This is a genomic window from Leptospira fluminis (assembly GCF_004771275.1).
In the GTDB taxonomy this organism is placed as follows: domain Bacteria; phylum Spirochaetota; class Leptospiria; order Leptospirales; family Leptospiraceae; genus Leptospira_B; species Leptospira_B fluminis.
This window is the reverse complement of the sequence record NZ_RQEV01000010.1, coordinates 12,053-31,836: the sequence shown is the minus strand read 5'-3', so window position 1 is coordinate 31,836 and position 19,784 is coordinate 12,053. Positions and strand designations below refer to the sequence as shown.

Sequence of the window (19,784 nt, the reverse complement as noted above, 5' to 3'; positions counted from 1 at the left end):
GGTTCTCGAAATATAGAGAACCGGGTCGTCGCTTTCGTTTAAAGAAGAGCTGACAAGCGATCCAAGACGATCCGATTTTGGTCGGGTCGTCCGACGGTGATCCGGATCGCGTTTAAGCCGTAGCTCTTCAGATTTCTGAGGATAATTCCTTCCCGTAACAAAGTCTCGAATAATTCCGTGGAAGAAAGTTTCGCTCGGTCCAGGCGGATCGTAAGAAAGTTCGCATAGGAACGGAAGAAAGGGAGACCCTTAGATTCCGAAAAAGTCTCGTATTTTTCCAATTCCCGTAAATTCGATTCCAGATACTGATTTACGAAATCCTGATCCTTCAGAGCTTCCGTCGCCGCCAATTGGGAAAGCTGGGATACGTTGAAGGGGGGGCGGAGCTTGTAAAAGGCCCGGATGATTTCCTCGTTCGCGATTCCGTAGCCGATTCTCATTCCCCCTAAACCGTAAACCTTCGAAAAAGTTCCCGTATAAACCACATTCGGATATTTTGATACGATTTCCGCAGGGAGTATCTCCGTTTTCGGATCGCGGGTTTTTCCGAAATCCATATAAGCGCCGTCCAGGACGACAAGCGTTTCCGGAGAGATCGTATCTAAGAAGGAAAACACGTCCGTTTTGGGAAGAGCGTCCCCGATCGGGTTGCAAGGGGTGCAGAGAAAGATCAGTTTCGGATGGTGCTTCTTATAAAGATCGGAAAAACGGTTCAGGTCGTGCTCGGTCGAATCCGTCGATAGGGTGTCGGCCCCGCATTGTCCGGAGTAGATGGAATACATGGAAAACGTTTTGCCGTTCTGTAGGACGAGATCTCCTTTTTCCAAAACGGACCGGGTGGCAAAGTCGAAGATCTGATCGCTTCCGTTTCCTTGGATCACGTTTTTCACACCCACTCCGTTGGAGACAGCCAAGGATTCCTTCAATTCCCGGTAGGAGTCGTCGGGATAGAGAGGCATTTTTACCAAGGCTTCGGAGACTTTGGCCTGGACGGAAGAGGAGACTCCGTACGGGTTTTCGTTGGACGCGAGTTTGATGACTTTTTCGGGAGGGATTCCGAATTCTCTGACGACCAATTCGATCGGCTTTCCCGCTTCATAAACGGGAAGAGTGTCTAGTACGGGTTGGAAGCGCATCTACTTCCAGAAAAAATCAGAATGCGGATTCTTCCAACCGTTTTATAAGGGAAACGTGAATTCTATCTTTCCGGATCTGTAGGAGGAGAGGTTTCGTTCTTACCTCTTACCAGTTTGGAATATACCGCGGAAAAATCGGAAAAGAAACGTTCCGGTCGGACCGCATACTCCAGTACCGTTCTCTTCGTATCCTCGGAGGAAAGTAAGGCCCGATCTCGCACGGACATCCTAGTTCCGCCGTCGTACAGTAGATCCTTAAAATAATCGTTATTGAATTCGTTCGGAGTATCCGTATAATTCCCTCGTTCGCCCTGGCCCAGGGTATGCGCGCCGAATAAGGCCACGACTTCTTTGGGTTCCAACTGCATCCGGGCATAATGATCCAGTATTTCCCGGATGTCCGAAGTTTCCGGTTCCTTCTCCATCCTGCCTGCGGGGAATTTCGAATCGAGTCTTTCCGGAAATACGTTTATTTTGGGACCTCCCGTTTTTTCCACTGCCAGAGCTCCCGCGAGAGCGATAGTGTCCGATAAGGAAATTTCCGTATCGGAATCTACCTTTCGTTCGGAATGGATCCTGAGGAGAGAGGACACATGTCCCCGTATTCTCGGATTCTTGATTTCGTTTAACAAGCTTGGAAATCTGAGAGAAGCGTCCAAACCGATCCAAGAACCGTCCGCTTCGAAAATCGAAGAGGAATAGACTGCGAGAGAAATCCAGTTCCCGGCTTCGGGAAGTTCGATCTCGTCCCAGATTCGGTACCGGATCTCCTGCCATGGATCTTTTTCCGCGTTCGGAAGGACTTCCAGAATTTCGTATAACCTGTATTTTCCGGTTTTTCCTTTTAGCGAAGTTTCGAAGGTTCTTCCCTTACGGACAGAGTTCTTTACGATTCCGTAGACGTTTTCCGAAACCAAGAATCCCGCTCCCGCTTTTTTGGTGGCGGATTCTATTCTACTAGCCTGGTTTACGGAATCTCCGATCGCCGTCGAGGACATGCGGAGGGTGTGACCTAGTTGGCCTAGGATTGCGGTTCCATGATGGATCCCGATACCGATTTCGAATCCGGTATTGAATTGGGATTTTAGATAGGAATTTAAGGAGTTCAGTTCCGATCTCATTTCCAAGGCGCACCTGATCGCCGCGAGATTCGTCCTTTCCGGATCGGATTCTTCCAAGCCGAACAAGGCCATCAGTCCGTCGCCTATGTACTTGTCTATGACGCCTCCGTATTTCAGGACTTTGTCCCCCATTTTATGGAAATAACGGTTTAAAATATGAATTACGTCGTACGGAAGATGGGATTCCGAAAAAGAGGTGAAGCCCCGGATGTCGCTGAACAAAATGGTGATCGCTTTTTCTTTGCCCGAGACTTTTCCGGAAAAAGAGGAAGCAAGGATCAGATCCGAATCGTCTATGACCAATCTTCTTAACTTTACGTCCCCGAACGCTTTCGTTTGGCAGGCGAGCCGAACGTTTTCGGGGAAGCCTTTTCTTTCGGCAAGGGTGGATTCTTTTTCGGTTCTTCGGGAAAGGTGCTCCCCTCCTTCTAATACCAATACCCTACAAGTGGAGCAACGTGCGTTTCCTCCGCAGGCGTGGACATGGGGAATTCCTTCCGCCAGGGAGATCTGGAGCAAGGTTTCATCGGAGTCGATCGAGATCTCCCGGTCGTTTTCGAACAAAATGAGCATTCGTCCTACCTCTTTCCACAAATCGGCGTCTTATCCTTTAAAAAATACTTCTCTTCTAGTCCGGGAATTCTTTTTTTTTCGTCTAATGGATCGCCTCATTTAGAATTTTCTCTCTATGGAAGTAAACTCGAGCGACGACAAATACCTTTTACCCGCAGAGACCAAGCCGGTGATTCTGTGCGTGGACGACGAATTGATTCTTCTCCGCGGATTAAAGGAACAGCTCAAATTGGCATTCGGTCAGGAATATAGAGTGGAGGCAGCCGACAGCGCCGAGCTGGCTTTGAACATTATCGAGGAATACAACCGGGCAGGAGTTCCCATACCGGTGGTCATTAGCGACCAAGTGATGCCGGGGATCCGCGGCGATGAGTTCCTGATCCGGACCCAAAAAACGAACCCCGATACCCGGAAAATCATGCTCACAGGTCAGGCCAGCGCGGACTCCGTGGGGAACGCGTTGAACAACGCGAAATTGTACCGTTATCTTTCCAAACCTTGGGATTCCAGGGATTTGATTCTTACCGTCCAGGAGGCGATCCGTTCCTTCGAAGCGGATCGTTCCTTGTTCGAGTTGAACCGGAAGTTGGAAGACGCTCTGCTCTATAACCGTGACTCCGGACTTCCGAATTTGGAATACCTCCGCAGGGTCCTGGAAGATAGGGAGCTCAAAGGGGAAGAGTCCGTTCTCGCATTGGTCCGGATCGAATCCACGTCTCTCACTACGAAACATTTCGGAGTGTCTCTTTATAAGGACCTCCTGCGGAAATTTTTAGATTCCATGAGCTCGATGTTGGGAAAGATCGCTGATATTTTTCATGTGTACGAGGACGAGGTGGCCATCCTTTCCAAAGTTTCCGAGGAAAGATTTTTACCTCATCTGATCGCCTTTAAAATATTGCTTCGCTCCGACTATCTGACCACGGAGGGAATTTCTTTTCGGATCAATACCACGATCGCCACTGCGAACGGTTGTAAGGATTTATATTATAAGGCCCGACTGGCCTTGGTCAGGGCGAGCCAGGACAAAAGCCAAGATTTTGCCGGAGGCATTTTAGAATATTCGGAGAAAATGGACGAACAGGATCTTTACCAGATCAATATCAATTTGGGAAAAAGACTCAATAACGCGATTCATTCCGGAAACATCGTTCCGTACTTCCAAGGAATCGTGGACAATTCCACGGGGAAGGTGGAGAAATTCGAATGCCTGGCCAGAATCGTTGAGGATGGAAAGGTATATGCGCCGGCTTCCTTCATCTACCTGGCCAAATCCACGGGGCTGTTGAGAATGATTACGCCCATCTTATTTGAGAAAGTGTTAAAAACCTTCAGTCGATCCGAGTATTGTTTTTCGGTCAATCTTTCGGAAACGGAGCTGGAAAGCGGTAGTTTTCCGAAATGGGTGGCGAGTCGTCTCGCTCACCATAAAATCCACCCGGCCAGGGTGACCTTCGAGATTCTGGAGACCACGAGTCTCCGGGAAAATCCGGACCATTTCAAGGTCATTTCCGGTTTAAAGGAAATCGGCTGTTCGATCGCGATCGACGATTTCGGGGTGGAACATTCTAATTTTTCGAGGTTGCTGGAAATTCAGCCGGATTTTATCAAAATCGACGGAAAATTCATACAGTCCCTGGGAAAGAACCGTACCGCTTTTATACTCACCTCCGCAATTACGGAATTGGCTCACCGGATCGGGGCAAAAGTCGTCGCCGAATTTGTGGGCACCCGGGAAGAATTCGAGGCGGTGCGTTCCCTCGGGATCGAATTCTCCCAGGGATATTACATTATGGAGCCGAAGCCGGAGATTCCCTCTTCTACAATAAAAATTATTGACTAAGTTGCGGAAACGGTACGGTCCGGTTTTTGCCCTGCCGCGGAAATAGAACGTGAGCGCGAAAGACCGACCGGGTCACAAGACCCGAGGAGGAAGGTTCTCGAGTATACTCCTGGTTTTTGTCGAAAATGAGTTGCATGTCGGAGCAATACCTTTATGATCTCTTTTCTCAACTCACGTTTTTTAACGAGGGAAGAACTTTTTTTTTCGTCTAATTTAAGTAAAAGGATTCGGGGGAACGGTGGAGAAAGCGATACTCTTCGTCGACGACGAAGCTCTCATCTTAATGAGCATGAAATCCCAGGTCAAAAGACATTTGGGAGATTCCTACCGTTACGAAACCGCTTTGGATGCCTCCGAAGCGATGCAGATCATCGAAGAGTTGGTTAACGAGGGAGTGAAAATTCTCATCGTAATTTCCGATTGGCTAATGCCGAATATCAAAGGGGACGAGTTCTTGAGAAACGTACACCAGAGATATCCGGAAATCCAAAAGATCATCATCACGGGACATGCGGATATCGCTTCTGTGGAAGCCCTGAAAAAAGAGATCAATCTTTACAGTTACTTAAAAAAACCCTGGGACGAAAAAGAACTCGTCACCACCATCACTTCCGCACTGAAATAGTTCCTGATTCTTCCTCTATCAAATAGGGGAGAAACACCCGAAACGTGGTGGAGCCCGGTCTACTTTCCACCTCGATTCTCCCATCGTGTTTTTCCACGATTTTGTTTACGATATCGAGTCCGAGTCCGCTTCCTTCTCCCGGAGGTTTGGTCGTAAAGAAAGGCTGGAAAATCCGCTCCTGGATCCCTTCCGGAATTCCGGGACCATTATCGTTGATTTCGACGACCACTTCCGAATCCTGCAGATACATTCGGATCGAGATCTTTCCGCGGAATGCCATCGCCTGCAAAGAATTGTAGATCAGATTCGTCCAGACGTGCAGCAAGTCGTCGGGATAGCAAAGGATTTTGGGAACGTCCGCATATTCCTTGGAGACGAGGATGCCCTTTTTCAATTGGTTCTGGTAGATCGTCAAAACCGTTTCCAAATTTTCCTGGAGGGAAGCGAGTCGTTTCGAGGATTCCGTATCGAAGTGCGAAAAGTTCTTCAGTGCGTACAGGATTTTGGAGACCCGGTCCACTGCGATTTGAATCGTATTTGTATTGGTAAAGAAGAAGGATTCGATCGTGGAATATTCCAGAAGGGTTGCGGAGTGGGAATGCCTTAAAAAAGGGACGGCTTCTTTCGGAACCGTTCGAAAACCCATATCGGTCAGGCTGTCCGCGATGATGTACGGATCGGAAAAGCCCTGATCGGTCAATTCCTGCAGCAATTCCTTTTTTACCCTCCTTTCTTCGATTCCCGCCAATTGTTCCCGGATCTGTCTCACCTGGTCCAAAAAAGTCCGAAAGGAATCGACTTCCTCCGCGGACATCCTGCCGAAAATCTCCTGAACGAGAGGAAGCAAGGATCGGAATCTTTTCAAACATTCCTGTAGATTCTGGTTGGAGGCTTTGACAGCGCCGATCGGATTGTTGATCTCGTGAGCGATCCCGGCTATGAGCTGTCCCAAGGCCGCCATTTTTTCGGATTGGATCAACTGGTCCTGAGTCCTTTTCAGGTCGTTCAAAGTCTCTTGCAGTTCGTTCTTTTGCATTTCGATCAGTTTATTCCGGACCGAGATCTCGTTGTTCACGGTTCTGAGAATTTCCACTTCGTGAATCGCGGAAGTGTCCAGGAGACTGATCGCGGCGATAAAGGATTCTCGTTCCGTGTAGAAATGAATGTTTCCGATGGAAGGAAATACGGTGCCGTCGATTCGAACGGTTTTCAATTCCAAGTTATCCGCGCTTTCGAAAGATCTGAGTCTCGCGTGCACTGTGGTCCAGGATTCGGGCATAAACAGGGAGCTCGCGGGAAGACCTTGGACGTCCTCCGGAGAAAAACCGAAAATATTCAGAAAGGCGGGATTCGTGTCCAGAATCCTTTCCGTCCGAGGGTTTACGAAAAGGATTCCTTCGTTCGCAAACCGATAAAACGCCTGGAACCTCGATCGACTGGCTTTCAGTTCCTCCTCCGCGCTTTTTCTGTCGGTGATATCCGTTACCGTCCCCGCCATTCGGATCGGATTTCCCTTGAGGTCCCTGTACACCATTCCTTTTCCTTCGATCCAGTGAACGGTTCCGTCCTTGTGAAAGATCCGATATTCTAGATGAAAGTCCTTTGTTTCGCCCTGTAAGGATGCGTTCACCGCGTTTTCCATGAGGGAAGTGTCTTCCGGATGAACCAATTCGAAAAATCCGGAACCTGTACCTTGGAACTCGTCGAACGAGATTCCGAATAGATCGAAAGTGTTCTTGGACCAATGCATGGAATCGTCCTGAAGATTCCAGCTCCATGTGCCCATCTTGGCGGCATGCAGGGCTAACCGAAGATTCTCTTCGCTTTCCTTCAACGCTTGTTCCGCCTTTCTGCGTTCCATCGCGTTGGAAATCACTTCTCCTATCGTTCTAAGATGGAAAATCTCGAATTCCTCGAACCTATGTTTGATTTCTTCCCGGTAGCTTTCTGAACTCAGACCGATCGCACCTATGACTCGCCCGGCGAGAGATAAGGGGATCCCGACGAAGAATTTTATACCGGTATTATCTAGAATGATTCTTGCCTGCAAATCTGATTCCGTCGGGATCTCCCTTTCATCCAGCATTACGATCTTATTGTTTAGAATCTGTCCGGTTATATAACTATCCGGGTTGATCTTGGAGATTTTTTCCCAGGATGGGACCCTGTTCTTGGTCTTAGGAGCGATGTACTCGTGGACCAACTCCCTATCCAATGTATCCAAGTCGTACATGGCCAAATAACTCCGATCCATTCCGAAAAAACGACCGATCTTCTCTATATTATTCCGGATCGCTTCTCCGATTTCCTTTCCTGGAAGATTGATTAGCTCGGTGGAAATAGAAGTGGTTAGCGCCTCTAAATTCCGTCTTTGTCTGTCCGTTTCCTCCGCGTTTTTCTGGGCGGAGATGTCTATGTGAAAACCGAGCAATCTAGAGGCTCGACCGTCCCGTTCCTTTTCCAGGACCTGACCTCTGGTCAGGATCCATTTATAAGATCCATCTGCGCTTAACATTCTATATTCAGCGTCAAATAAGTCGCGTTTTCCTTTCAGGGTCTGCTTTAGGAGGGCCATCGTCGCGCGAGCGTCTTTCGGATGGATCTTATTTTTCCAGAAATTGAAACTGATCCCCGATCCCAAATCGGCATACTTTAGTATCGCTTCGAGTCTTTCTCCGGGAAGGATCGGATTCTCTTCTACATTCCAATCCCATAAATCTTCGGAAAGGTTCTGTATCAGAAAGTCCTTGCTATCCGTATCGCCTTTCAGTAGCGCGTGAACGGCTTCCTGTTTTCTTAAATCCTCTATCCAAATCCTGAGCAACCCTGTCCATCCGGATAATGAGGCGAGCCGGACCTTGCATCGGATAGGATTGGACCTTGCGTTCAGCAGAGTAAGCTGAAACCGCAAATCTTCTCCTTTTGCGGCCCGCTCCATATTGGATCTCAATTCCGCTTCGGATCGCTTCCCGACCGACCCGGAAAGCGTAAAAACGTTCATTTGCCGGAGCGATTCGGAAGGATAACCGAAAAGAGAAACCGTAGCCGCATTATAAGAAACGAACTCTCCGGTCTCGGCGTTTATGATTCCGATCGGTTGATCGACGCAGTCCAAAAGTTCCTTAAAGATCACGTCCAAATATTTCGGAACATCGTCCTTTTTAGCGGATCGACTTCCTTTGACGCCTCGACTTTGGGATTTGGATTTCACGGATACGACAAATAAGAAAGTTTTCCGACGACTTTGAAAATCAAAAAAACGGAAACGGTTTTTATTCTGAAGTCCCTCAGCACCGATATGCAACTTTTTAATCTTTCAGGCAAAAAGAAATATCCTAAAAAGAATACTTCTACGTATCCTACCTCGGTCGTGAACTGTAGAGACCACGAAGCGATAAACGAACCGCGTTTTTACCCGCCGTCGGATTCGGATCTTTCTTCGTACGGGAAACGCTGATTTATGTTCCATCTTTTTCGAGAAAGAAATTTCCTTTCCCTCGTCGTTTCGGTTTTCGTCGGAATCTTTTTTTCGCTCCCCCTTTCCGCACAGGAAGCCGATCCGGATCAGGAGACCCCGGCTGCCGCGACGGAGGAAGAGAAGGGAAGGGTTTCTTCGATTCCGCAAGGGCCGGTGGAAGTCTCTTCGCCCATGTACGGCCCCGCTCCGGCTCCGCATTCCAATTCTCAGTCAAAGGATACGAAAATAGAGGTCGTACACGAGATCGTGACGGACTTTGTCTGGCGGGGATTGAGTTTTTCGGGGGAAAATTTGAATCGTCGCAATAACGAAAGTTATCGCGCGTTCACGTTCGTTCCTTCCTACCAACCTACGATCACGTTTCACACTCCTCTCAAAGGTTTTCAGGTGCAGTTTTGGGGAAATTTTCAATTAACGGATAGGAATGACAGGGATAGCGACGGCCGCTTTCAACTTTTTCCCGGCGGTCCCGGTCCGGCATACCCTGGGCAAGGCTCGGCGAGTTCCTTAAGTCCCTATTCGGCTCCATCTCCCGACGTCCTGAATTCCCGGTGCGTCTATGATACGCAGGCGAATCTCCTTCACGGAAATGTCGCGACCGGCTCCACCTGCGGAGGCCAGGTTCCGGGATTTAAAAAGGAGCAAAACGGGATGAGACGCTCCGACGGATTGTTTTACGCGTTTTATTACAACTTCGATAAGACGGATTGGGGAACCTTTACGGCGGGAATCTGGTTTTATAATACGTTTAACAAAAATACTTCCTACTCATCCCCGGCGTTAGGAGCCTTGAATCCTTTAGCGGAGCAGGGAGTCTCGGGCGCGAACAATCCTTCCACCCAGATCACCAGATTAGCTTGGGAAGAATACTTCTTCTTTTGGAAATTCCCGTTTTTGAAATGGGCCAATCCTACTCTTTCCTTTTACACCCAGATTTCTTCGGAGAATTCGGGATTAGCTGCCGGAAAGAATTATATTTCGCTCACCGTAGGGCACGAATTCTTTGCGGATAAATTTTTTAGGGTTTTGCCTCAGGTCAACGTAGGCTACGTGATGAGCAATAATTTGGTCGATAATAGAAACGGAATACAGGACGTCACTTCCACTCTGACTTTCTTTTTTGGGAAATTCTTCTTTAAAGCTGCGGACGTGTGGAGGCCTGACCTGTATCTTTACGATACGGACAATTATTACGGAGCCACCGGCGGATACGTGAACCGGAATAATCGGGATAACAAGATAGTAAATCCCTCCAAAGTCAACGGTCCCGCTAATCAGATCGTATTGGATTATATCAACGGCAACGCTTCCCTTTCGGAATCGATGAAACAGGTATTACGGGAGGCGTATACCCTTCAAAAAATCCCTTCCCACTTGATCTGGTTCAGCATCGGTTTTTCTCAGACTTTCTAATCGCCAGTCTTCAGGGAAGGAGGAGGTTCCGGTCCTGCAAGAGTCGGCTTAAAATCCTTCTCTGTTCCTTTAAGGAATCCTTCCCGATTCCGTTATTCATCTCGTATAGGATCTTCTCATTTTCACGGACGGTCAACGTCCAGGGCCGCTTTTCCATCAAGACATGGACGTAGGAAACGAAGGACTCCGCGAAGAAGTCGTCGGCGTTGGAAGCGGAATACAAGGTCGGAAAAGGGGAGTCTGCGAGGGGAGGATATACGTTTTTCCATTCTTTGTCCAAAGATTGCTCGGAGGTATAGAATCGGACTTTCCGAAGTGTTCGGAACTTTCCTTCGTCCTCAACGGATGTATTTTCGGACAGCCAGACCGAGCTATAAAAGGGACGGTCTTTGAATTTCCGGTATCGATCCCGCAAGTCGGGTCCGGTGCCTGAGGTGACTGCCAGGATATGTCCGAATTCGTGCAGTAAGATATATTCCAGAGCGGCGACTTCCGTATCCTCCGCCGGTTCTTCTATCCGAATCCGGACGGAGATTTTCCCGTTTTGGAAAGGAGAATTTTCCTTGTAAGTGATCCAGTCGTTCGCTTTCCTGCGAAGCACTTTGGAATCCAGGATTACGAATCCTCCTTTGGCGATTCCTTTTTCGTAAACGACTCCGCTCACAGCTGTCCCGCCTAGATTTTCGCACACGATGATTCGGAATAATTGTTCGTTTAACAATTTATTTATATGCGAAGGAATTCTTTTTCCGACTTTCGAGAGATTGCGGGATATATTTCCTAAATCGGTCGACGCGACGGGCGAATTCTCGAATCCGTCAATACGGTTTAAGGCCTCCACAAAATTCCTGGAGTTTTCGTCCAGAGGAGAAACCCGAGACGCCCAGGAAGATCCGAGGTCCTTATAATTTTCCGACTCGGTGATCGGACTCGTCCGGAACAACTCGGCGTAGGGATTTTGTTCGCTTCTTTCGGGAGTACAGCCGCAGAAGAACAGCAAAGTCGCATAGGCGCCTATGTATCGCCACATTTCCGATCTAGAGTCCAGCGAATCGTCTTTCATGTCGTCCTTCGGATTTTGAGAACTTTCCTTGGGTAGGAAAGTATTTTTCTTTGCACCGCAAAAAATACGGGATTCGACTTTCGGGTTTATGGTTTGCAATCATTCGACCGAATGTGAGATTAGTGCCTATTCGTTATGAACCGGGGAGCTTTTTCCTACTCGTCCTACCGATTCAAATGGAAGAAATTTCTTTCGTTCGCGGTCTTACTTACCGTCGCGACTCCTTGCTTTGCCGACGTAACGAATCCCTGGCATCTTGCCGTGGATGAAAGGATCCTGAATCGTAAACAGGTCTCCCATATCGTTCTGGAGACTCGGCCCGGAGGTTACAGGATTACTTTGTTGTTAAGCGAACGTTTTCCCTACTCGTATAAATCCAAATCGGCGCCTTTTTTTATACGCGTCTCGGACGCGAAATCCGGTTTGGAACTAGCGGAAAAATTAGACGCATATCTGGAGCGCGGTTACAATATCAGGATCCGTCTGAACGGATCCGAAATCGTAGAATACGAACTTGATGAATCTATTGAATAGTAAAGCTGTTGGAATACTGAACCCCTGGAGTTTCGTGGAAAGGGAGTTCGACTACAGAGAAATCGGCGCTTGGCGAGATCTGATCCGGATCGATCAATCCTTCATTCGGATCGCGTTTTTGATGCACTTTCTGATTTATCTTCTTTTGCTGATTCCGGATGTCCGTCAATCCCCTTTGGGAACGTATTTCGGGATCATACTGAGTCTGAATATCCTGAGCTTCGTTCTTTCATTCCAAAGACGTTATCTTTCCATTATCATTCACGGTACGAACTTCTCCATCATATTCCTGGTGATGCTCATCCTGAACGAATCCTTTTACGGATTCGACGATCTGCACAGTCTTCAGCTCTATAACAACTATTTTCTGTTGGTGGGATTTTTAGTACTGTTCCAGATGTTCCGGCTGCGTGCGGAAGGCTGTCTTATCACAGGAGCCTATGCCACCGCATTGCATCTGGGTTTCGTGTACGTAAAAGTCAAGGGACTGAACTTGACTCTCGTTCCTCCCGTACTCCTCGTGCCGGACGCGGTTTATCTTATCGTAAGCATCATCGGAACCGCGATCGTCATCATCGTCCGCAGGTTGGTTCGGATCTCCTCCGAACTGGATTCCGATTATCGTTTTTTGCAGCACGAGTTGCAGATAGCACGGAAAGTGCAGGAAACCCTTTTTCCCGAAGAGATCAGTATTAAAGGATTCAAATACGAGGTTTATCGATCCACGCCGAACGAAATCGGCGGGGATTTTTACGACTTCGTTCAGTTGAGGGAAGGAAACATCGGGGTTTTTCTGACCGATATCGCCGGACACGGTATCGCCTCGGCCTTAGTCGCTTCGTTTATCAAAATCATGGTCGCGACCATGCCTTATCGTCTAAAGTTGCATCCGGTAAGGTTATTGGAATATTTGGACGATACTCTTTTGAGACAATTCAAATCCCACCATGCTTCCGGGATTTACATTTTCTTCGATTTTTTGTCTAGGGAAGTCCACTTCGCCAACGGAGGCCATCCTTACGTCATTCATTCCGAAAGCGGAAGCGAATTCCGTGAGATAGAGACCACCGGGAGCATATTAGGTTTCGGAATCAAGAGACCCATCGCGGAATTGATCACTCTTCCGATTTTACCCGGAGAAAAACTTTTCCTATATACTGACGGATTGATCGAGAATCGTAATCGGGAAGGAAAACAGCTTGGTACGGAAGGGCTATTGGAAATATTGAATAAGAATCGAATGGCCGAGAATCTGAAGGCCTTCAAGAAAGCGGTCCAAGCCGATCTCTTCCGATTTTTCGGCGACGTAGAGTTCGAAGACGATACCCTTTTCTTGATCATAGAAATGGAATAGGAATCAAAAAGATGAGTGAAATGCTGATCAACGTAAGCAAGGACGCCGGAATTGCGATCCTGGAAATCAATCGCCCGTCCGCGTTAAACGCCTTGAACGAGGAATTGTTGGTTCAAATCAGGGAAGAGTTCCGAAAATTGGAACAGGACGGTACGATCCGAGTCGCGATCGTTACGGGACAAGGAAAAGCTTTCGTCGCAGGAGCGGATATCGCGAAGATGCGGGATTTGGACGCGGCGCCGGCGGAATCATTTTCCGGAGTAGGACAGGATGCGTTCGATACGATTCAGAACAGCGGCATCGTATCCATAGCCGCGATCAACGGTTTCGCCCTCGGAGGCGGTTTAGAATTGGCTCTGGCCTGCGACGTTCGTATCGGATCCGAAAAGGCGAAGCTGGGATTGCCGGAAGTTTCTTTGGGATTGATTCCCGGATTCGGAGGAACGCAAAGATTGGCCCGTTTGATCGGTTACGGCAGAGCCATAGAGCTCGTGTTAAGCGGAGATATGATTTCCGCGGAAGAGGCCTACAGGATCGGATTGTTGAATCGATTGGTAAGGGAAGGAGAGGATCTCCTGGAGAGCTCTAAACAGTTGGCAAAATCCATCCTCAAAAAGGGGCCGATCGCAGTCAGGACGGCTAAGCGCATCGTTTTGGAAGGTCTGGAAGTTCCCTTGTCCAAAGGATTGGAACTCGAAAGGAAAGCGTTCGGTTCCTTGTTTGCGGAAAAAGAATCCAAAGAGGGAATGGGCGCCTTTTTGGAAAAACGTCCTCCGAATTTTTAAAAGAGTTTCGAGAGATGAAAGCGGGCAGGATCGTTTCGGTATTTCTTCTTCTTTTGCTAGTGCCCGGACACGGCTGGGGAGAAAACCCGCCGTATTTGGAAAAGACGACGATCTATGTAAACGAACATCCTTTGGTCGTCGAAATCGCGAATACTGATCCTTCCCGACAGAGAGGATTGATGTTCCGCAAAAAACTTCTAGATAACGAAGGCATGCTGTTCATCTTTCCTTCCGAAGATTATCTGACCTTCTGGATGAAGAACACTCTGATTCCTTTAAGCATCGGTTACTTTAACAAGGATAGAAGACTGGTGGACACGTACGAAATGGAGCCGAACCAGACCAAGGTACTGTATCATTCCACGGAAAAGGTACTCTATGCTTTGGAGGCGAACAAAGGATGGTTCGCTAAACACGGGCTCGGAAGATTCGCCGTCTTAAAGATAGATTCCAGATATATCGGTAAATAAAAAAGGGACTCGGATTCGAGTCCCTTTTGTGCAACGAAATGCGTAGCTTGGATTAAAGAGCTTCCGCCGTTTTTTCCTGTAGATCCTGCAGAGTTTTGGCTTCCATCACCTTGGAAGATTTGAGTTTACCTTGTTCCACCAGCTTCAGAATCACCTGAGAGCCTACGGTTTCGGAAGTCACCTCCACTTCCATCATACGATCTCCGTCCGCCTTGAAGAATTTTCCGGGTTGGTTCCGGAATGCCGTCAAGGTTTCCGACTTTCCGTCTTTCAACGCGGTCACGTCCATACGGGAACCGAAACCGCTGAAAGAAAGAGTGATCTCCGCGTCGTTCTGGCGGAAGGTTTTAACGAACTTGCCGTCTTGGTCGTATTCGTTCAAACCGATAGGATTACTTCCGCTCCAGAATTCGATCAGGTTGAATAAGATCACATCCAGAAAGAATCCGATTCCGTACAGGATGGAGAACGGAAAATACATCAGGATGGTTTTTACCAATTTGTTCAGGAATCCGCTTCCTACGTTAAAACCGTCGTTCGCATTGTAGACTTTATGGGTTAACGCGAACTTGCCGAAGCAATTTGCCAACGATCCGAACGCGATCGCTGCGACGGTGATCGCAAGTAGGGTTTTTTTTACGAAATTTTTTACCATGTCGAAAGGGACTCCGTTTCCTTGGATTTAATAGCAGAGTTCTAATTCCGGAGAAAATTCTTGCAAGAGAATTCCTTTACACGGAACGAAACCCAAAAAGAAAATCGTAGGAGTTCCGCCGGAACGGAGGTTTTGGGAATCCTCGGAGAATCCCTTGACCTAACCGACAGGTCGGTATTTCTGGACCTACGGTCTCCGATCTTTTCGGCTGGAGTCCGGTCGGAGTCGGATTACTGGCCCAAATAGGGAGCACGGATTTTGCTTTTTCCCACGCTCGAATTTTTTCTTTTTTTCACCTTCGTATTTCTAGTTTATTGGTACCTTCTTCCGGTTCTATTTCCGAATCATCATCTGCGCAAATTCGTCGTTCACGTTTTCCTTCTGATCGTGAGTTATGCGTTTTACATGAGCTGGGATTGGCGTTTCGGCGGGTTGATTCTACTTTCCACGGTCATCGATTACGTGCTCGCGGATCGGATCTTCGAATCCAAGAACCGTTCCTACCGGAAGGCGATGATCACCCTGAGTCTAGTTTTGAATCTTGTATTCATCCTAGGATTCTTCAAATATTATAATTTTCTTTGCGGTAGTTTAAACGACCTTTTGGTTATAGTCGGTTGGAGCCCGCTCTTTCCCGTTTTAAAGATCGTTCTTCCCGTCGGAGTCTCTTTTTATACGTTCCAATCCTTAAGTTATACGATCGACGTGTACCGTGGAACCATCCCTGCGGAAAAGAGTTTCTTGAGATTCGCGCTCTTCGTATCGTTCTTCCCCCAATTAGTCGCAGGACCCATCGTCACCGCCAAGACGTTTCTACCTCAGATGGAAACGGAAAAAAAACTGGAAAACATCCCCTTCCGTCGCGCGATCCGATTCTTTCTATTGGGATATTTTAAGAAGGTCGTACTGTCTGACAACGTCTCACCCATTTCGGATCTGATCTTTAAAAATCCGGAAGCCTACTCCACGGAAGCTCTTTGGTTGGCGGCCTTATTGTTCTGGGTGCAGGTCTATTGCGATTTCAGCGGATACACGGACATGGCGTACGGTTGCGCGCTTTTACTCGGATACGAGCTCCCCGAAAATTTCAGAATGCCTTATCTTTCCCAAAGCGTCACGGAACACTGGCGTCGTTGGCACATCACTCTTTCTTCCTGGCTTAGGGATTACGTTTATATTTCGTTAGGAGGAAGTCGAGTCGGAGCTCTTCGCCATCGCTTTAACGTATGGTTCACCATGTTCGTGGCGGGCGTTTGGCACGGAGCCAATTGGACGTTCGTGATCTGGGGTTCCATCCAGGGAACTTTTTTGATGGTCGAAGCCGTGCTGAAGGATCTCAAGGCCAGATTGTTTCCGAATCTATCGCTTTCGTCCGGTTGGGACAATGCGCTGGTGCCGCTTCGTATTTTGTACGCGAGTTCCGTGGCGATCACTTTCGGTGTGATTTTCAGATCCGAGTCCTTGGGCAAAGCAGTCACGATGATTTCCGGAATGTATTCCTATCGGACGGGAGAACTCAGACCTTATATGTTGAAGGTAGGTCTCCCCGTGATCCTTTGCGTAATCCTTGGGCATTTTCTAGGTTGGTTGATCTTCGAAAAGGGAAAACAGATTCGGATTCCTGTGTGGCTCGAGTTCGCCTTATATCCGTTTGCGGCGGTGATTCTTGCGTTGTTAAGCCCGGATGCAGAAGTTCCTTTCATCTACTTCCAGTTTTAGGGCGTAAAACGCTGGACAGTCCGATTCTCGGGCTTTAACTTGATTTCCTAATTCATGAGCGATTCTGGACAGAAATATAGAAGTCCGAGATTTTATCCCAGAGACTTCAACGAATACATTGTCCATATCGAATCCGGATTGATTACCTTGGAAGGTAAGCTAGGAAACATTTCGGAATCGGGAATTTGCGTACTGATGCCCGGGGATGATCTTTCCCAAACGAGCGCCGTAGAAGGATCCGTGATCGAGCGGAAATCGGGAAAGCGTCTGGAATTTCTAGGCGACGTGATATGGCGCGTAAATAAGCAGTTGGGGAATAAGGAGAAATTCCTATATGGAATCCGCTTTCGCTCGCCCTTGGAACTTACCGAATCGTTAATCCTGATCAATCTATCCTTAGAAGGTTAAAAGCCCTTTCTACAAAACCGGCGGGTTCTGACCTACGGGGTATTTTTATTGCAAGACCGGAGGGAAAAGGTTTCGATGTCGGAAAGGATTCTCATGGCCGAAAAGGAAATCGCGCAACGAAAGATCACCGTCCGGGAAAAGGAAATCCAACTTTTAAAGCAGATCCGGGAAGGCAGCGATCAGGCCTATATAGAACTGACGGGACCGTACCGGGAGAGACTGTATCGAAAGGCGGTTTCCATGGTCAAGGATGGGGACGATGCGGAAGATATCGTGCAGGACGCCTTGATTTCGGGCTACAGGTCCATCAAGAATTTCCGGGCCGAATCCGGCGTTTATACCTGGTTGTACAGGATCGTGGTCAATAAGTCCAAGGACTTGCTTGCCAAGAGAAAGCGTGCCAGGGAAAACTCTATGGACGAATCCGAATTTCAGGTTACGGATCACCGCCTCGGCTTCGAAAAAAAAATAGAACTTTCCGACGAATCCGAATATCTAATCAAAAAGATAAACGAACTCGAAGATATATACAAAGAAGTCATTGAATTACGCTATTTCGAGGAAATGTCGTATTCTCAGATCGCTGAGGTCCTCGGATGTAATATCGGGACGGTCAAGAGTCGTCTATTTAAAGCAAAGGAATTCTTAAAGCACCTGATCCAACAAGATGGGCGGGGCGACGGTTATTTCAGGTAGAAAAGTTATGGAAAAAGAAATGCAAGAATCCCATGTACGGACCCGTTCCACCCGATTGTTTTCGGGTATTTTCGGAAACGAAGATCAGGAGCTGATTCGTCTGGAAAACTCCATTGTACGTGCGGTCTCGGAACTGCGGAACAAGGAACTGGATCAGATCCGCCTGTCGGAAAACTTCGAGTTCCGATTGCAGAATCTGTTAAAAGAAGCTCGAGTGGAGCATGAGAGCCTCTGGGAAAAGTTCTCCCGGACGGTGATCTGGAACAGATCCTTCCAGTATTCCCTTACAGCCGGCCTAGCGGTGCTCGTTCTGGCGGTGTCCGTAGGAAGATTTTCCTCCTCGTCCAACGGAATTCCTTCCGAAAGATCCGGAACCCTATCCCTCGGAAACGACCGCGACTTTATAGACCTTCCTTCCTCCGCTAAAATCGACCAAAACGCAAATTCCGCCTATCTACTAGAAGTAACGAAAAATCCGGAAAGTCGGAAGATTCTGGATTCCTTGCATTCCTATTTTCTGGAAAAAGGGGATACACGAACCGCGCACGAAATCCGCGAGATCTTGGAACTTTCCTCGGGGAAATAATTCCGCTTCCTTGTCCGAAAAAGGACCGCATTGCCGCGGTCCTTTTTTATGTACGAAGGAGCGGGGCGTTTTAGTTTCGGCCGGACCTTCTTTGGTAAAACCCGGGATCCAGACTGTCTAGGATTCGCTTGGCCTCTTGCGCCGTCTCGGCATAGTAGAGAGAAGTCCTGGAATCCAGGAGGGCGCAACAGATCTGGATCATTCTACATTTTATTTTGAATTCGTGGATTCCTTTCCGGAGAGAAAGGGAATCTTTGAGTCTGGAAAGTTCCTGTCGGAGCTGGTCGATCTCCTTTTCGCTCATTTTTCGGATTTCCCGAAAAATCCCTTTTTCCAGGCAATAGACCGGAATCGCTTCCTTCAGGTCGTTTTTGTCTCGGAACTCTCCGGAAAGAGCCTCTAGAGCTTTCGAAATCGGTTCCGACTTGATGCAATCCAATCGGAGAGAACTCGGGTCCTTGAGAAATGCATCTCTGTACAACAGCAGACCCTGGGATTCGTTTCCGGATAGATAGGCACATTCCGCGCGAAAGAAAAGTAGCTCCGGAGAAAACCGTTCTAGACCGGCGGAATCTCTCAGGATTTCCGCGGCGGATTCTACATCGTTTTCCATCAATAATCTGTATGCCAATTCCGAAACGGTGGAGGCGGGAAGGGATTGGAGTCCTTCCTTGCGCAGTATGATTCGGAATTGGTCCGCGGATTCCTTTAAAACGGAATCCTTGGCGGCTCTATAGGAAACGGATTTGGGAAAGTCTTTCTTTTCGTAAACGGTCTCGAATTCCTTCAGGAAATCCAATAAGAGAGAGGTCCTTTCTCTTCCTTCGTTCGAGTGATGGATTCGGTCCACTCGATTGTCCCAGAAGGAGGAAGTGTAAAATCCCGAGGTGAATTCGGGATTTTCAGGATCGGATTCCAATAAGGAATCGAACGTTTTTTTTGCGTGCTCGAATTCTCCCTCTAATAGATAACGGATCGCCTCTTCGAACTTCCTATCGGAATCCATCAATGGGCGGCTTTTTTATCGTGATGTTTGCTGACTTGTTTTACGATTTTATCTTCCAACCCGTCGAGGCAGACATAGATGTCCTTGTCCTCGTTGTGAGCGTTGAATTTGTTTCCGTCCGCCGCAAGATTTAAGTTGGCGTTGACCGCTCCATGGACCTGTTCGAAGGATATTTCCAAGGACACGACCTTCTGCACATACTTACTGATCCTTTCCAGCTTTTTGCTGGCATAGTCTTCTGCAGCCGTGGAACGATCTATATTCTTCCAAGTAAAAACGATTTTCATAACCTACTTTCTCCTTCGCACTCTATAAAGAT

General features: G+C 47.9%; 17 protein-coding genes and 1 pseudogene. 11 read left to right on the top strand and 7 right to left on the bottom strand.

Going from position 1 to position 19,784, the window contains the following annotated elements:
* Nucleotides 1–38: 38 nt before the first annotated feature.
* Nucleotides 39–1,136, bottom strand: a complete 1,098-nt coding sequence (gene hisC / locus EHO61_RS09025; protein ID WP_135813299.1) for a histidinol-phosphate transaminase — start codon at nt 1,134–1,136, stop codon at nt 39–41.
* Between the two features lie 62 nt (nt 1,137–1,198).
* Nucleotides 1,199–2,830, bottom strand: a complete 1,632-nt coding sequence (locus tag EHO61_RS09020; RefSeq protein WP_135813298.1) for a peroxidase family protein — start codon at nt 2,828–2,830, stop codon at nt 1,199–1,201.
* Between the two features lie 115 nt (nt 2,831–2,945).
* Here EHO61_RS09020 and EHO61_RS09015 point away from each other — a divergent pair, with 115 nt between their 5' ends.
* Together EHO61_RS09015 and EHO61_RS09010 are read left to right on the top strand one after the other, a co-directional pair.
* Nucleotides 2,946–4,673 carry an EAL domain-containing protein gene (locus EHO61_RS09015; protein WP_135813297.1) on the top strand — a complete coding sequence of 576 codons (1,728 nt, stop codon included), beginning with the start codon at nt 2,946–2,948 and terminating at the stop codon, nt 4,671–4,673.
* A gap of 238 nt (nt 4,674–4,911) precedes the next feature.
* Nucleotides 4,912–5,298: a response regulator gene (locus tag EHO61_RS09010; protein ID WP_135768179.1), complete on the top strand. Its 387-nt coding sequence runs from the start codon at nt 4,912–4,914 to the stop codon at nt 5,296–5,298.
* Here EHO61_RS09010 and EHO61_RS09005 read toward each other — a convergent pair.
* Nucleotides 5,279–8,509, bottom strand: a complete 3,231-nt coding sequence (locus EHO61_RS09005) for a PAS domain-containing protein (RefSeq protein ID WP_135813296.1) — start codon at nt 8,507–8,509, stop codon at nt 5,279–5,281. The two genes, EHO61_RS09010 and EHO61_RS09005, sit on opposite strands and share 20 nt — an antisense overlap.
* A gap of 342 nt (nt 8,510–8,851) precedes the next feature.
* Here EHO61_RS09005 and EHO61_RS09000 point away from each other — a divergent pair.
* Nucleotides 8,852–10,189: pseudogene (locus EHO61_RS09000) on the top strand (hypothetical protein); the annotation flags it as partial.
* A gap of 10 nt (nt 10,190–10,199) precedes the next feature.
* On the opposite strand, the gene EHO61_RS08995 reads toward EHO61_RS09000, so the two are convergent.
* Nucleotides 10,200–11,252 carry a hypothetical protein gene (locus EHO61_RS08995; RefSeq protein WP_246032061.1) on the bottom strand — a complete coding sequence of 351 codons (1,053 nt, stop codon included), beginning with the start codon at nt 11,250–11,252 and terminating at the stop codon, nt 10,200–10,202.
* 135 nt (nt 11,253–11,387) lie between these two features.
* On the opposite strand from EHO61_RS08995, the gene EHO61_RS08990 reads away from it, so the two are divergent.
* Genes EHO61_RS08990 through EHO61_RS08975 form a run of 4 tightly spaced genes read left to right on the top strand, consistent with a single transcriptional unit; the run spans nt 11,388 to nt 14,395 of the window.
* Nucleotides 11,388–11,786 (top strand): hypothetical protein, encoded by a 399-nt coding sequence (locus EHO61_RS08990; protein ID WP_246032060.1) that lies wholly within the window; start codon nt 11,388–11,390, stop codon nt 11,784–11,786.
* On the top strand, nt 11,770–13,140 hold the full coding sequence (locus EHO61_RS08985) for a PP2C family protein-serine/threonine phosphatase (protein ID WP_135813295.1): 1,371 nt from the start codon (nt 11,770–11,772) through the stop codon (nt 13,138–13,140). Before EHO61_RS08990 ends, EHO61_RS08985 begins: the two co-directional genes overlap by 17 nt.
* Nucleotides 13,141–13,151: 11 nt before the next feature.
* Nucleotides 13,152–13,925: an enoyl-CoA hydratase/isomerase family protein gene (locus tag EHO61_RS08980; RefSeq protein ID WP_135813294.1), complete on the top strand. Its 774-nt coding sequence runs from the start codon at nt 13,152–13,154 to the stop codon at nt 13,923–13,925.
* A gap of 14 nt (nt 13,926–13,939) precedes the next feature.
* Complete coding sequence (locus tag EHO61_RS08975; protein ID WP_135813293.1) at nt 13,940–14,395, top strand: DUF192 domain-containing protein; 456 nt, start codon at nt 13,940–13,942, stop codon at nt 14,393–14,395.
* Between the two features lie 52 nt (nt 14,396–14,447).
* On the opposite strand, the gene EHO61_RS08970 is transcribed toward EHO61_RS08975, so the two are convergent.
* The gene (locus tag EHO61_RS08970; protein ID WP_135813292.1) at nt 14,448–15,050 is read right to left on the bottom strand and encodes a DUF3332 domain-containing protein; all 603 of its coding nucleotides are present in this window, start codon (nt 15,048–15,050) and stop codon (nt 14,448–14,450) included.
* Nucleotides 15,051–15,308: 258 nt separating this feature from the next.
* On the opposite strand from EHO61_RS08970, the gene EHO61_RS08965 reads away from it, so the two are divergent.
* The 4 genes from EHO61_RS08965 to EHO61_RS08950 all read left to right on the top strand — a co-directional run bounded on the left by EHO61_RS08965 (nt 15,309) and on the right by EHO61_RS08950 (nt 18,459).
* Complete coding sequence (locus tag EHO61_RS08965; protein ID WP_135813291.1) at nt 15,309–16,769, top strand: MBOAT family O-acyltransferase; 1,461 nt, start codon at nt 15,309–15,311, stop codon at nt 16,767–16,769.
* Nucleotides 16,770–16,823: 54 nt separating this feature from the next.
* Complete coding sequence (locus EHO61_RS08960; RefSeq protein WP_135813290.1) at nt 16,824–17,177, top strand: PilZ domain-containing protein; 354 nt, start codon at nt 16,824–16,826, stop codon at nt 17,175–17,177.
* Nucleotides 17,178–17,252: 75 nt separating this feature from the next.
* A complete protein-coding gene (locus EHO61_RS08955; RefSeq protein WP_425460344.1) occupies nt 17,253–17,873 on the top strand; it encodes an RNA polymerase sigma factor in 621 nt (206 codons plus the stop codon).
* 7 nt (nt 17,874–17,880) lie between these two features.
* Nucleotides 17,881–18,459, top strand: coding sequence for an LIMLP_12425 family protein (locus EHO61_RS08950; RefSeq protein ID WP_135813288.1), 579 nt, complete (start codon nt 17,881–17,883; stop codon nt 18,457–18,459).
* A gap of 70 nt (nt 18,460–18,529) precedes the next feature.
* On the opposite strand, the gene EHO61_RS08945 is transcribed toward EHO61_RS08950, so the two are convergent.
* Nucleotides 18,530–19,465: a hypothetical protein gene (locus tag EHO61_RS08945; RefSeq protein ID WP_135813287.1), complete on the bottom strand. Its 936-nt coding sequence runs from the start codon at nt 19,463–19,465 to the stop codon at nt 18,530–18,532.
* The gene (gene hpf, locus EHO61_RS08940; protein WP_135813286.1) at nt 19,465–19,752 is read right to left on the bottom strand and encodes a ribosome hibernation-promoting factor, HPF/YfiA family; all 288 of its coding nucleotides are present in this window, start codon (nt 19,750–19,752) and stop codon (nt 19,465–19,467) included. Before hpf ends, EHO61_RS08945 begins: the two co-directional genes overlap by 1 nt.
* Nucleotides 19,753–19,784: the final 32 nt, after the last annotated feature.